Origin of the sequence: Serratia oryzae (assembly GCF_001976145.1) — a bacterium.
In the GTDB taxonomy this organism is placed as follows: domain Bacteria; phylum Pseudomonadota; class Gammaproteobacteria; order Enterobacterales; family Enterobacteriaceae; genus Chania; species Chania oryzae.
Genome location: NZ_MOXD01000008.1, coordinates 1 through 13,572, shown reverse-complemented (window position 1 = coordinate 13,572; position 13,572 = coordinate 1). Strand labels below are relative to the sequence as shown.

The following is a 13,572-nucleotide window of genomic DNA, read 5'->3' as shown; positions in this document are numbered from 1 at the left end:
CCACTTAAGTGTGGGCCACTTCTTCCCCCACCTTGTTTCCGAGTTTAACTTAAAAGTGTTATTTATTAGATGGTTAGTTTATCTCCCCCACTTAGCGTATATATACATTTGGGAAGTGGGGGAACATGCTGGATATTAAAACCCGATAGCCAGATTCCCCCACATCTCCCCCAGTTAATCCCCCACTTTGTTTCGGTGCGGTAACGGTGTGATGTGCTCACCGTCGAATGCGATCAGGCCGTCTTTTTCCAGCTTGTCTAGCCAACGGGCAAACTTCTTGGACACATCAAATCCCATCGCTTTCATATCGTCTCTAACCAGGGCGCGGGTGCAGCTATCACCGCTGGCCGTGCGTGAACGAATGGCTTGCCACAGGGCGACATGATTTTCCGTCAGCCGAGAAATACCGGCTAAATCGGGATCGTTAGCGACATCATCTTCCCTGACTTCGCGGCCTTCATCGTTCAGGACCAGTGAGGTGATCAGGTCACCGTCATCGTCAACGTATAGGTCGACAGAATTCAGGTCATAGGCGCGTCGTGACGGCTCTTCTGCATCTTTCATTTTGGTGCAACTGAGGATCAACGCGCCGCCATCACCCTCACGGCGCACGTTGAACTCCACATCCAAAGCGGCCCGAAAGGCGCTGGAGCCGCGTGCGCCTTTGTCCTGATCTTTACCTGAGTGGTGAATAATTAACACCGTGGCCTGCGTTGCCGCTTTGATGTAGTCGCACCCTTGAATGAAAGCGCCCATGTCTTTGGCAGCGTTCTCATCTGAACCACCAAAACAGCGGGCGAGAGTATCCAGAATGATCAGGCGAATTGGCATACCGGTTGCGGCCTTAACATCGCTGGCGGCTTGTATCACCTGTTGCACGCTCTCCGGGCTAGCCGGAAAGATGGGGCAGTCGACGCGATAAAGCGCATCAATTGGGCTACCGCCGTTAATCGTCTGCTCCCATGCCCGGATACGGCGGGGAACGCCGATCCCACCTTCACCGACGACATAAATCACGGCTCCCTGTGTAACCGGTTTGCCAGCCCAGGGTTTGCCAGTGGCGATATGGCATCCCCAAGATACAGCCAGGAAGGATTTATAAGACCCGCTGGCACCGTAAGCACTGGCAACAGACGAACTGGGTAAATAGCCTTTAATCAGGTAATCCTGCCGCGTATCAAAGCCGTCAGAACCTTTACGCAGAGGAAGTGAGGTGTTGAATTCCGGTGCGGTGTAGTCAATGCGGGTAAGAGGTATCGGCATGATACTTGGTTTATAGCGTTGTTGGTTGAAAGCGGTTTTGGTGGCTTCAAGGCCGTATTGTTGGCGAAAATCATCCCAGTCGCAGAGAGTAGTGGCAGGGGGTAATGAAACCCAGCCATCCACGGCTAGCGCGGCCTTTTCTGCCAGCTCTTTACCGATGTTGGTTGAACCATCGGTGTGAATGTCATGATCGCCCGCCAGAATAATGGTGGCCTCGGGATACTCATTGCGTAAGGCTTTGGCGACATTCATCAGGTTGTTGGCAGAAACCGCCGCGACAACTGCCGCTGTTGTGGTCTGGCTGAGAGTAAGGCCGGTAGCGTAACCTTCAGCGATCACGATGGTTTCAGGTGCTTTTGGGAAACTTACCGTGATAAAAGCACCTTTTAACTGAGAGCCTGGCATTAGCCGTTTCTCCCCGCTGGCATTGATCAATTGTGCGCCGGTGAGCTCACCGGAAACACGATGCAGCGTTAGCAGAAGGCTACCTTCATCGAATGTAATGCCGCTGATTTGCATTTTTTGTTGTGCTGTCAGGCAGGGAAGAATGGCGGATAGTCCTTTGGCTTTCAGATACGCGCTTTTACCACTGCTTGCATGGGCCAGCATATGCTGGATTTTTTCCTGAGGTGGTAAACGGTTAACAGCTTTTTCCCTGGCTGGCGCTGTGGATGCTGGTAATGTCAGACTCGCCACCAGTTTTGCAGCGGCTGACAGATCGCATTGCTTTACCAGGGCGATCAGATCGAGCCCATCACCATGACCACATTGATTACAGAACCACGTTCCCCGGCCTTGTTTATCGTCAAAGCGGAAGCGGTCTTTCCCACCGCAGGCAGGGCAAGGGCCGTGTTTTCCTCCTGGTAGAATCGAGATATTCAGCGCAGCAAGAACAGACGGCCAGCGGTGGCGGCATTTAGCGGCGATATCCGAGACAAATTTACTCATCGTTAGGCACCTCTGCTTCCAGTGATTGGTCCAACTGGTTGAGACGCTCCCACAGGATAAACGTCAGCAGTTCTTTAGCGAGGGGATTACTCAGTTCGATAATGGCATAAGCCAACGCCCTGCATTGATCGATGAGTTCTTGCAGCGTAAGCGGTGTGGGGTCATACATGATGCACCCCCGCAGAAGAAATGAAGAATTGCGGGTATAAAAAAGGAAGGGTAGTAGCCATAGGGCCGCCTCCGTTGGGGTATTTTTTACGCTACCACCAGAGACGCCAAGCCCATTGGGTGGTAGCCCGAACAGGGTTGGCGTACCGGCCCCAACGGATACCGGCCTTCCTTTCGGAAGCCCTGCCCGGACTACCATAGACAACAGGTGTGCACGAGCATTTCTCAAATACACTCTGTGTGCGTATTTGAGAACCGTCAGGGGATTCGGAACGCCAATTCCGGCTGCGGATTTTGCCTCAGCATCGGCATTATATCGTAAATGGCCCGCCAGAAAAAAATAAGAATTTATCATTTGAGCGACTCCTCGCGTTTGTTGATACGCTCAGCAATCCATGCGTTCACTTCGCTTTCCACCCAAGCTACAGAGCGGGAACCGATTTTGACCGCAGGAGGAAAACCGCCCTGATTTATCAAAAGGTAAATCCATGATTTCTTGAATCCGGTTTTTTGCATCACATCCGTTAAGCGCAACAACTTGATATCCGCCATGATTAGTCCTCCTTCCTGCTGTAAACGCGCTCAACGTAGCGCCCTCTACCATCACCGTGCCCAAGATCCATTGACGTGAGCGCCCTGGCTTCACTGCGAGAGAATCCCTGTGACAGGTAGAAACGGATAGCGTCCTGCGCCCATGCGTAGCGCAGGCTGTGTGGGGAATAATGGCCGGTGAGCCCTAAGCGTGCGGTATGAGAGCGCCAGAAGTTCATGGCGGTTTTTAAATCGGGTTTATCGATCAATTTGCCGTTACGTGTTTGAGCAACCAGTAAAGCGTCTTTTACCGCCTGCTGAACCGCCTTGCGATCGATGATCCGCGTTTCACGTGGCCTGCCACCTTTCGTACCAAAAACAACGGTGAGAGTGGATTGATTGCGCTCAAGCTGTTTCTCCCATTTTTTCAGTGAGCTAGCACATTGCACCGCCTCTTGGGAACGTAACCCCAGCAACCGGGCAAGTTGAAGAGCACAAGCCAGCCCTTTGTCATGCTGTTTTGCGCTTTGTAATACGGCCTGGAAACGTTCTTCCGGGATCGCGAACTTGGTGCCTGCTCGGCTCGCTCCGCTTAATCCCAGTGCTTTATTGGTCAGACGTTCAGACATGGCTAGCTTTTCCCTACCCGCCATCTGAAACACCGTGCGCAGTGCCGACATTTCGTTATGAAGGGAACGGATCGCGATACCTGCCGATTGGCGAGCGGCAATATAGCTTTCGATATGCTTGGATTTTAGATGTTGAACATCACGAACCTGAATATTGAGCGCAAGCAGGTGACGGCAAAATCTATCCATAATGCGGGTACGATCATGCACGGTTTTAAAACTACCGCCGACTTGCTTCGCCAGCATTTTCATTTCACGGCTTAATTTACTCATAGCAAACTTCTCACAATATCAACACGCTGCATTTCTCTGGCGCATGGGCTAAACGGCAGAAGCATCAATATGATCTGCCTGGAACGATACCTGTGCGCCAGAGCGGCAGCAGTTGAGGTATGGCGGGGTATCGGTAATGCACTCTGTGCAGCCTCCTGCGATGCAGGTATCCCCTCAGGCCGTTGTGGCCTGCCTCGGTATCAGTTCAACTCTCCTGTAAAAAATGGTCAGCCCGACGTAGAACATGTGTGTCAGATGCATGACTTTTGTGTGAAGTTGCGTATCTCTAAGGCTGAAGTGGGTCCGTGCTGCGGCGTCACTTTCACAAGTAAAAGTGACGCCGTGCACCAAACGCAGCAGGGCAGGCGCTAGCAGATGCCTTTCGGCATAGCAGAGCGCAGCCAGCAGCGTTTATTGGACGCTAGAGATTTTGGGTATAGATAACCTGAGTTGCAGCGGAGCAACCCGGATTAAGGATGTGATGACAGTTGCGCTTTAGCAGGTCTGGCTTAGAAAGCCGTTGCCTGATAATGGCTAGTCGTCACTTGGTTGAAAGCCAATCACAGTATCCTCGGCTGGCAATACTGGCGGCTAAGAAATGCTTGTTGTTAGCCATTTCACTGGGATAAGTATACCTTCATCGCATTTACTGCGATCCCCGCTTTCAAAGGCTCAGGGGGGTTACCGCTCTTAAAGCGCTTCCTTTCAGGTTTCGGTAGCTTTTTAGTGGTCGCTCGAAAGCGTCAGTCTCAGACCACACTCCATTCCTTATGACTTTGGGTTTGTGACCACCCGAAGGCGTTTCTCGCAGATCACTCGTATCATCCTGATACTGGAAACATTGGCTGCTGTCATCGACAGCGAAGTAACGTGGATAAAATTACGACAAAGCTTTACTGACTTCAAGTGCTTTTATTCTGTGATTAAAGAGAGTAATCTAGCACCAAGTGCTATAGTTAAGGTGACAGGATGTTAGCCTAATGCGTGTATTTAAAACCAAATGGTTCACCAAAGCTGCTAAATCCCATGCTATTAAAGATAGTGATTTGTGCCGGGCTATTGATGCGGTAATGGAAGGGAAAGCCGACGATCTCGGTGGTGGAGTTTACAAAAAACGCCTGAACCAGAATCGCGATCGCGCCATCATCCTTGCTAAAGGTGGAGATCATTGGTTTTATACCTTTCTTTATGCCAAACAGGACATGGCAAACATCGATGATAGCGAACTGTCTGGATTCCGAGAGTTGGCAAAGCATTATGCGTGTCTTGCTGACGAAAAGATTACGGTATTGATCAAGAATAAAGAACTGGTGGAGATTTGCCATGACCGCAAAAACTAAATTCAAAAGTCCTGCATTTGAAGCAATCCACAGCGCGGCTTCTGGGTTATTCAGCGTTGATGCTATTCCACAGGAAACCATGCGCAACTTTGATAAAACATGCCTCAATAGTGTGGAGGATCTTCAACCCCTTGAGATAAAGGCACTGCGTGAGAAGCTGAACGTCAGCCAACCCGTTTTTGCCAGCTACCTGAATACCAGTGTATCGACGGTGCAGAAATGGGAAAGCGGCGTCAAGCGCCCTAGTGGGTTATCGCTGAAATTGCTTAGTGTGGTGCAGAAACATGGGTTGAAGGTGTTGGTATAATCTGTATTAAAAAATGGTTATATATAATGTGGTAATTAAATTGATTTTTAATGAAAATATAGATTCATATTTGAGTATATTAATTGGAAGTGTTTTTTGATTTCTTTCAATTAATTTTGTGAAATAACTCTGAAAAAATCACATACATTCAAGGGGTAGTAGATGGAAACCAATCCTGATGGATATATCTCTTTCATGAAGCCAGGAAGCAAAAAATGGCTGCCGTTAGATGATAGCTCATTCATTTTTTGGCGAGATCAGAAAGTTGATATTGGCTTAGACTTGATTGGTGATAATGATGAATTTATACCGCCAGCGCCACTAACGGATTCAGATAAGGACATTATTAAAGATAACCGAAATTATTTTAATGATATTCTACTTCGCTCTCTCCAGTTACCAAATTTATCATTCTTTGCCGGTAGTGGGACTTCTTTAGGGGAGGTAGGTGGTCCAAGCATGTGGGATCTGTGGGTTCAAGCTATGTGGAAGAACCCATCAGCAAAAAAAGATGATGTTGATTATGGCTGCCTGAAAGAAACGGCTTTTAAAGTATGTGATAAAGTAAAATATTCTGAAAAAGAATATCCTAATATCGAACATTTCTTATCACAATGTGATGCTTATTTATCGTTTCATAACGATAAAGCCGTGTCTGATTTTTTAAATGAAGTTAAATCTATAATATTAGATCAATGTCAAAAATTCATAACTTCAGGAAAAAGTAACTTATCATCATATATGATGTTATTGCAGAAAATGGCGAGGCGTCGAGTAAGAGACCCTCGATTAAAAGTCTTTACTACAAATTATGATATGACTTTTGAAACATCTGCATCTGATCTTGGTATGATGGTGATTGATGGGTTTTCATATACAGGGAAAAGAAAATTCGATGGTAAATATTTTAATTATGATGTTATAAAGAGGGATGAGAATGAGCACGAATTTATAGAGGGTGTTTTTCAGTTATATAAACTACATGGTTCAGTTAGTTGGTCGAGAAATGATGGTGGAATATATGAGAATAATGAACCATCAGCAAGTTCTGTATGTTTAATTTATCCTGCAAAAGGAAAGTATCAGCAAGCGTTTATACAGCCTCATCTTGAGTTGTTGTCAAGATTTCTTGATTCATTAAGGGGAAAAAATAGTTGCTTAGTGATTTCTGGTTTTGGGTTTAATGATGATCATCTTTCAGAACCTATTTACTCAGCTATAAAATCAAATCCTAGCCTAAGATTAATTGTTGCTGATTTTAAGTGCGCCACACATATTGAGAATGACGGGGAGAATGGCTCAAGTAAATATTGGAAACTCTTTTCAGAATTAGCATTGAATGGGTATGATATATTTTTCGTAAATTCCTCATTTAAGGATTTTGTTCGCTTGATACCTAACTTAAAAGCATTGACTCCCGCTGACCAGTTAGCAAAAGCAATAAAGCAAGCAGGGGGAGAACGATAGTGGATAATCAAGATTTCATTTCTACAGGAATACTGCGTAGTGATCTAAAGGTTGGCGTTGTATCTTCGGTTTCAGCTCAGGCGGTCAGAGTAAATCTGACTCATGCAGGAAGTGTAAGTGGAAGTTATATTCATGGAAACAGATATGGTAAAGGTGAGGTTGGTGAAATATTATTAATTGAAGGTCAGCAGTCAATCATTCTAGGTCGGATGATTGAAGTGAAACTACCTGAAAGAGATCGTAATGAGGTTTCTGAGCGTTCAACAGGGAAAGATAATATTGATGCAATAGGCTACATACAACTACTTGGTTCTATTAATATATCAGATCTGAAAGTAGAGTCTGGTATAAAGTCATTCCCTAGACTCGGGGATAGAGTTTTTTCTGCCCCATTAGAGTTTATTTCACTAATTCCTGAGTTAATAAATAAAGGAATTAATGAAGCAGATAATAATAACATTTCTATTAATTTAGGTGTGATTTCTGGCGGGATAGATAGTTTTGTTCGAGTTACTCCTGAGAAGTTATTTGGTAGGCATTGTGCTATCTTAGGGGCAACTGGAGGTGGTAAAAGTTGGACAACATCCAAGATCATAGAAGAATGTTCAAATTATAAAGGTTCAAAAATAGTTATCATAGATGCTACAAGTGAATATAGATCTTTTGATTCAGATAATGTCATCCACTATCATATTGGTAACCCTTTAAATTCTCATGATAATTCTATCGAATTTCGGATACCTCCAACTGATTTTGTTGAATCAGATTTTATCGCAATGTTTGATCCTTCAGGTAAGGTTCAGGGACCAAAATTAAAAGAAGCCATTAAAAGTTTACGTCTAGTTACACTTGATCCAAGGATAGCAACTAATGGGGTTTTAATTAAAATAAATCAACCTAAAACAGATTACCGAAGGGCATTAAATACTAGTGGTAACTCCAAGTTGGTTGATAATCCATCTCAACCATTTGATGTGACAAAAATAATACCACAAATAATTCAAGAATGTTGTTGGGATAATCAAGATTCGTGGGGGGCGGCTAATAATGATCTTGGCTATTGCTCATCACTTCTGACTAGAATTCAGGCTGTAATTTACTCACCTTCTTTAAAGTCAGTATTTCATGGGGATGAAACTCTTAGTAGTCTTGGTGAGGTTTTTGATGATTTTTTAAATGGAGATAAAAGAGTTTTACGTCTTTGCCTTAGTGATGTTAGTTATGAATTTTATGCCCGTGAGATATTAGCTAATGTTATAGGAAGAAAGTTGCTTATATTAGCTAGATCTGAATCATTTCGAAAGCAGCCATTATTAGTTATCGTTGATGAGGCCCATAATTTCTTAGGTAAAAGAGTTGGCTCAGAGGATCACTCGGTAAAATTAGACGCATTCGAAATGATTGCTAAAGAAGGTAGAAAATATGGCCTGAATATATGTCTTACAACGCAGAGGCCAAGAGATATTACTGAAGGGGTTTTAAGTCAAATTGGAACGCTTCTCGTTCATCGATTAACTAATGATCGAGATAGAGAGGTTGTTGAAAGAGCTTGTGGAGAAATTGACAGGGCTGCGGCAGCATTTTTACCCAGTTTAAAGCAGGGAGAAATTGCTCTTGTTGGCGTCGATTTTCCTATCCCTATGACAATACAGATAGGAAAACCGGTATATCCTCCAAAATCTGATTCTCCTAGTTTTCAAAATATTTGGAGCAAAAATTAATCAAATTCATATGGTGCGAGGTATTCTGGGGGTCAAATTGGTGGTCGATTTTATTTTTTATTAAGATTAATTAATGAAAATTAGTACATTATATGATAATGACGAGTCCGGCCTTCGCACCATTAAGTAGTTCGAGAACGTACGTAACAGTCCATAAGTTATTAAAAAGAAAGCCGAAAGGCTTTTTTTTTGTCCTAAATAGTCCGAGCACATCCGTTGCAATCCGGCTACCACTGGGGGCATAATCGGGGGCATAATCGGGGGCATTCAACTTCGATTAGAAATGTGCCCCCAAATGAAGCTCAATGCCAGACAGGTCGAGACCGCCAAGCCCAAAGACAAAACCTACAAATTGGCCGATGGTGGCGGTTTGTATCTTGAGGTTTCGGCAAAAGGCTCCAAATATTGGCGCATGAAATATAGACGCCCCTCTGACAAAAAAGAAGATCGTCTCGCTTTTGGTGTTTGGCCTACCGTGACGCTTGCTGAGGCAAGAGCAAAGCGCGATGAAGCTAAAAAGCTACTAGTGCAGGGTATCGACCCAAAAGCCGAACAGAAGGAAGCTCAGGCTGAGAATGCTGGAGCATATACTTTCGAAACCATCGCTCGCGAATGGCATGCTAACAACAAGCGGTGGAGTGAAGACCATCGATCGCGCGTTCTCCGTTATCTTGAGCTTTATATCTTTCCTCATATCGGTTCGTCTGATATTCGTCAGCTCAAAACCAGCCACCTGTTAGCCCCGATTAAAAAAGTTGATGCCAGCGGTAAACATGATGTTGCACAGCGCCTGCAACAGCGCGTCACGGGTATAATGCGTTATGCTGTGCAGAACGATTACATCGACTCTAATCCAGCTAGTGACATGGCCGGTGCATTATCGACAACCAAAGCGCGGCACTACCCTGCGCTACCTTCTAGTCGTTTCCCTGAGTTTCTTGCCCGTCTTGCTGCATTTCGTGGTCGTATGATGACGCGGATCGCTGTCGAGCTTTCCTTATTAACTTTTGTGCGCTCTAGTGAGTTACGCTTCGCGCGTTGGGATGAATTCGACTTTGATAAATCTCTTTGGCGTATACCGGCAAAACGAGAAGAAATTAAAGGCGTGCGTTACTCGTACCGTGGCATGAAGATGAAAGAGGAGCATATCGTTCCTCTTAGCCGACAGGCGATAGTTTTGTTAGAGCAGCTTAAACAAATCAGTGGTGATAAAGAGTTGCTTTTTCCAGGGGATCACGACGCGACTAAGGTCATGAGTGAAAACACCGTAAACAGCGCATTGCGTGCTATGGGATATGATACGAAAACTGAGGTCTGTGGGCATGGTTTTAGGACGATGGCACGTGGTGCGTTAGGTGAGTCAGGGTTATGGAGTGATGACGCTATTGAACGGCAGTTGAGTCATTCAGAGCGTAATAATGTACGTGCGGCATATATTCATACCTCTGAGCATTTGGATGAACGTAGATTGATGGTGCAGTGGTGGGCCGATTATCTTGAAGGTTGTCGTCAATGTCAGATCGCACCATATGAGTTTGCACGAGGTTATAAATAATAACCCTTTTATATCATTGAGTTAGGTTTTTCGATAAAAATTTTAGTAGCTATGCTGTGAGTTGGATAGATAAACGATCTTTTTTTCTTCCAAATCCAGTTTTTCTTGATAGTCTTTTTGAATGACACATTGAGTTAAACGTTCGAGGAAATGTGATGGATAGCGAAATAGAAATGGATAACCCACTTGCATCACCTCAGCGAGAGTCCGCTGGTTCTGACTCCTATGACCGTTTTGAATATCAATATCATTGGGCTTTATGTCAGGCCTTTTCAGCGTACAGAAATGCTAAAGATTTCGCTGTATTCATGGAATATCATGAAGATATAATTATTGCAGATTCTCTCGATAAAGAAAAAGTTAAGTTCACTTTTAATCAAGTTAAAGCCAACTCTTCAGGTAGTTATACGATTAATAATCTTACTAAACGAGATAAAGGGAAAAACGGTGAAAAACCTTCTCTTTTAGGAAAATTATGCTCTTCCGTCCATAAAAAAGGTTATTTGGGGAAAGTTACTGAATTAAATTTTGTAAGCACAATAGGTTTCAATTTTTCTCCTAAAGATGGATTGAAATTGAGAGCTATGGGCTTGTCTGAATTGAACTCAGCTGATTTATCTTCGATTACAAATAATCTAAATAAAGAAATTGATGAGTTCGATTCTTTCCCAAAAGAAATAATTAGGTTTATTTATTCTGATATACCACTTCAAAGTTATTATGAACACACAATAACAAGAATTACTGATAGTGTTGAAGTTGTATTCCCTAAACATTTACTGAAACCAAAAGATATTTATAGGGTTTTAATGGATGCGCTTAGAATTCGAGGTAAAGATACTTTTGATTATGATAAATGGGATGAAGTGCTTGTTAAAAAAGCATTAACTTTTGATGACGTACATAAAGTAGTGACAAAGGGTATATCTGGAGAAAATTCTGGAGTCGATCTTGAGGCTGCCAAATATATTATTAATGACTTGGCTATTAGTGGTTTAGAAAAGGGTAAGTTATTAAAAGAGGTTAATATATATTCTTTGCGAGTTTTATCCCCCTCATTAGCAATGTTAGAAGTTCAAAAGAGCATCCAAGAAGTTATTGTTAACAATCGAAGCAAGTTAAGTGATAATATAACATACGACTCCCTCCAAAGACTCTATGTTGAAATACCAAAGAAAACAATATCTTTATTTGACTCAGAAAGATCTTTGATAGCTGCAATTATATATGAAGTTATATCGAGTGAAATGTAATGGAAAAAAACTATAAATTATTGATTAGGAATTTAAGGAAGAAATTATATGAGAAAATTAATTTTAGAGAAAATAACAATAATATCTCATTCAACAAAATCCGCGAGGCAATTCGAGTTCGGAAGGAATCTGACTCTAATAACAGCTGATGACGGTAATAGCGTTGGTAAATCGACGTTAGCTAAAATGATTTTTTGGTCATTTGGTTGTGAGCCTTTTTTTTCCAGTGGTTGGAAAGAATTGGATTGCTCATCCATTATTAGCTTTAGTATTGATGGTGAGCCATATTCTATTCACCGTTATAAAAATGAAATAAGCCTTCGAAAATACGGCCAACCATTGAAAGTTTATGATAAAATTACAGGTTATTTTGCGGCGATATTCGCAGAGTTAGTAAATTTTGATGTATTACTGCCTAAAAAAAATAGTTTTGATTTGGAAATTCCTCCTCCCGCATATTATTTTTTGCCTTTCTATATTGACCAGAAAAGAACATGGGTAAAACCCTGGGATTCATTTTCAAATCTGCAGCAGTATAGTAAATGGGCACAGCCTGTAATATCGTATCATAGTGGCCTTATTTCGAAGGAGCATTTCGTCATTGAAGAGGATATCTATGAAGTTAAAGCGCAAGTGGATGAGGTTGAAAATAATATTAATGAATTGTCAAGTGCTGTTGCGATTTTAAAAAACAATATCATTCAGCAGGATTATACTGCTGATTATGAAAGCTTAGCTAGTGAGATGTTAAAGTATGAAGAGTTGATTAAATATAACTTAGAAGAATCATCCAAATTAAAAGTTGATATAATTGGCCTTGATTCGCAATTAAAACTTGCTGAGTCCATAATCAGAGAGTTGGATAAAGATTACATCTTTTCTGTGGAGAATATGAATGAAGGAAGTATTGAGTGCCCTACGTGTGGAACAATTCACGAGAACTCTATAGCTCACAGAAGTAGCATTCTTATTGACAAAGAAAAAGCTGAAAGACAATTATCTTTACTACTGAATGAAAAGTTACACCTTCAAGATAATTTGACTGATTTAAATAGGATGCTTTTAGAGCTAAAAGAAAAACTATTAAATGTGCAACTAGCATTCGAATCAAGTAATTCGAAAGAGTTTTTAGAGTTTACAACTAATAATGTAGATAAGCAAGTTGAAGTTATTGTTGAAAAAAAAGCGGCTGTTCTTGAAACCAAAAAGGTAAAAGAGAAGGGATTAAAAAAGACTCAAAAAGATTTAATCACAAAGGAAAAAAGAAGTGCCATAAAAGAAAATTTTGCGAACACATTCTTTAAGTACATAACAAAATTAAAGGTTAATATTGACGCATCTCTTATAAAGAGTCCACTCGATTATAACAAAATATATGAGGTTGGAGGTGCTGCTGAAGATGCAAGAGCAGTTTTAGGATATTACTTGGCTTTATATGAGCATATTTCAGAGCATTGTCATGAAATGGTTCCGCCTCTTGTTATTGACACCCCTAATCAACAGGAACAATCTACTGAGAACTATAATAAAATAGTTGAGGCGATTGCTAGAGGGGTTACTGAGAACAAGCAATACATTATTTGTGCAATGCAACATAGTGCGTTGGCGACTCTTTCAAAAGATGCAAAAATCATTCGTCTGGACGAAAGGAAAATACTTTCAGCTTCTGAGTATGAAGAAGCAAAAGACCTTGAAGATCAATTTCTTTTTATATGATCAATCTCAATTGAAAGGTCTTTTATATCCAACGCATGGCGATATGTAGATTAATTGCTTGAAACAGGCTGACGCGTAATGCTATCCCCGCCACGCCTGCCCGCTTCATAGGCCGCTTTTAATGCAGGTGCATGAAGGCACCAACGCCGCGCCAGCGCTGGCACGGCGGGAAGAAAAATAGTCACAATAAACAGGCAAAATCATGGTAAGCGTCCGGCGAACTCATATTGTTAACAAAACTCTGCTGCCACATGCTGCCTTCATTCAATACAATGAACCTGAGGCAAAATATGACAAAACAGTATTCTCACAGTGAACGGCAACAACATCTCGACGCCTGGCAACAGAGTGGATTGTCTAAAAAGCATTATTGCCGACTGCATGACCTGAACCCGGCCACC

The 13,572-nt window shown here is 42.5% G+C and carries 12 protein-coding genes and 2 pseudogenes; 8 read left to right on the top strand and 6 right to left on the bottom strand.

Features of this window, described 5'->3' with window-relative positions:
- Positions 1–174: 174 nt before the first annotated feature.
- The 6 genes and pseudogenes from BMI79_RS24315 to BMI79_RS14930 form a co-directional block, all read right to left on the bottom strand.
- Positions 175–1,263 carry a helicase RepA family protein gene (locus tag BMI79_RS24315; RefSeq protein WP_241680040.1) on the bottom strand — a complete coding sequence of 363 codons (1,089 nt, stop codon included), beginning with the start codon at positions 1,261–1,263 and terminating at the stop codon, positions 175–177.
- 111 nt (positions 1,264–1,374) lie between these two features.
- A pseudogene (locus BMI79_RS24310) lies at positions 1,375–2,211 on the bottom strand (primase-helicase zinc-binding domain-containing protein); the annotation flags it as partial.
- Entirely contained in the window at positions 2,204–2,380 is a 177-nt protein-coding gene (locus tag BMI79_RS24305) for a hypothetical protein (RefSeq protein WP_231566271.1), read from the bottom strand. The pseudogene BMI79_RS24310 and the gene BMI79_RS24305, both read right to left, overlap by 8 nt.
- Positions 2,381–2,446: 66 nt before the next feature.
- Positions 2,447–2,734 (bottom strand): annotated as a pseudogene (locus BMI79_RS24300) (ash family protein); the annotation flags it as partial.
- Entirely contained in the window at positions 2,731–2,931 is a 201-nt protein-coding gene (locus BMI79_RS14935) for a helix-turn-helix transcriptional regulator (RefSeq protein ID WP_076942934.1), read from the bottom strand. The gene BMI79_RS14935 and the pseudogene BMI79_RS24300, both read right to left, overlap by 4 nt.
- Before the next feature lie 2 nt (positions 2,932–2,933).
- Entirely contained in the window at positions 2,934–3,812 is an 879-nt protein-coding gene (locus BMI79_RS14930; protein ID WP_076942933.1) for an integrase domain-containing protein, read from the bottom strand.
- A gap of 980 nt (positions 3,813–4,792) precedes the next feature.
- Between BMI79_RS14930 and BMI79_RS14925 the strand changes: the two genes are divergently transcribed.
- The 8 genes from BMI79_RS14925 to tnpA all read left to right on the top strand — a co-directional run.
- Complete coding sequence (locus BMI79_RS14925) at positions 4,793–5,152, top strand: type II toxin-antitoxin system RelE/ParE family toxin (RefSeq protein ID WP_076942932.1); 360 nt, start codon at positions 4,793–4,795, stop codon at positions 5,150–5,152.
- Positions 5,136–5,459 carry a helix-turn-helix domain-containing protein gene (locus BMI79_RS14920; RefSeq protein WP_076942931.1) on the top strand — a complete coding sequence of 108 codons (324 nt, stop codon included), beginning with the start codon at positions 5,136–5,138 and terminating at the stop codon, positions 5,457–5,459. Before BMI79_RS14925 ends, BMI79_RS14920 begins: the two co-directional genes overlap by 17 nt.
- 162 nt (positions 5,460–5,621) lie before the next feature.
- Entirely contained in the window at positions 5,622–6,926 is a 1,305-nt protein-coding gene (locus BMI79_RS14915) for an SIR2 family protein (RefSeq protein ID WP_076942930.1), read from the top strand.
- Positions 6,926–8,647 (top strand): ATP-binding protein, encoded by a 1,722-nt coding sequence (locus tag BMI79_RS14910; protein WP_076942929.1) that lies wholly within the window; start codon positions 6,926–6,928, stop codon positions 8,645–8,647. Before BMI79_RS14915 ends, BMI79_RS14910 begins: the two co-directional genes overlap by 1 nt.
- 295 nt (positions 8,648–8,942) lie before the next feature.
- The gene (locus BMI79_RS14905) at positions 8,943–10,202 is read left to right on the top strand and encodes a tyrosine-type recombinase/integrase (RefSeq protein WP_076942928.1); all 1,260 of its coding nucleotides are present in this window, start codon (positions 8,943–8,945) and stop codon (positions 10,200–10,202) included.
- Positions 10,203–10,357: 155 nt separating this feature from the next.
- On the top strand, positions 10,358–11,455 hold the full coding sequence (locus tag BMI79_RS14900; protein WP_076942927.1) for a DUF4297 domain-containing protein: 1,098 nt from the start codon (positions 10,358–10,360) through the stop codon (positions 11,453–11,455).
- Positions 11,456–11,503: 48 nt separating this feature from the next.
- Positions 11,504–13,171 carry a hypothetical protein gene (locus BMI79_RS14895; RefSeq protein ID WP_076942926.1) on the top strand — a complete coding sequence of 556 codons (1,668 nt, stop codon included), beginning with the start codon at positions 11,504–11,506 and terminating at the stop codon, positions 13,169–13,171.
- Between the two features lie 251 nt (positions 13,172–13,422).
- Positions 13,423–13,572, top strand: a 150-nt coding sequence (tnpA, locus tag BMI79_RS24600) for an IS66 family insertion sequence element accessory protein TnpA (RefSeq protein ID WP_425272352.1), incomplete at its 3' end; no start/stop codon positions are given.

What these genes read in the sequence shown, in the direction of transcription:
- BMI79_RS24315 (WP_241680040.1), bottom strand. Translation starts at nt 1,263, where the DNA reads ATGCCGATACCTCTTACCCGCATTGACTACACCGCACCGGAATTCAAC.
- BMI79_RS24305 (WP_231566271.1), bottom strand. Translation starts at nt 2,380, where the DNA reads ATGTATGACCCCACACCGCTTACGCTGCAAGAACTCATCGATCAATGC.
- BMI79_RS14935 (WP_076942934.1), bottom strand. Translation starts at nt 2,931, where the DNA reads ATGGCGGATATCAAGTTGTTGCGCTTAACGGATGTGATGCAAAAAACC.
- BMI79_RS14930 (WP_076942933.1), bottom strand. Translation starts at nt 3,812, where the DNA reads ATGAGTAAATTAAGCCGTGAAATGAAAATGCTGGCGAAGCAAGTCGGC.
- BMI79_RS14925 (WP_076942932.1), top strand. Translation starts at nt 4,793, where the DNA reads ATGCGTGTATTTAAAACCAAATGGTTCACCAAAGCTGCTAAATCCCAT.
- BMI79_RS14920 (WP_076942931.1), top strand. Translation starts at nt 5,136, where the DNA reads ATGACCGCAAAAACTAAATTCAAAAGTCCTGCATTTGAAGCAATCCAC.
- BMI79_RS14915 (WP_076942930.1), top strand. Translation starts at nt 5,622, where the DNA reads ATGGAAACCAATCCTGATGGATATATCTCTTTCATGAAGCCAGGAAGC.
- BMI79_RS14905 (WP_076942928.1), top strand. Translation starts at nt 8,943, where the DNA reads ATGAAGCTCAATGCCAGACAGGTCGAGACCGCCAAGCCCAAAGACAAA.
- BMI79_RS14900 (WP_076942927.1), top strand. Translation starts at nt 10,358, where the DNA reads ATGGATAGCGAAATAGAAATGGATAACCCACTTGCATCACCTCAGCGA.
- BMI79_RS14895 (WP_076942926.1), top strand. Translation starts at nt 11,504, where the DNA reads ATGAGAAAATTAATTTTAGAGAAAATAACAATAATATCTCATTCAACA.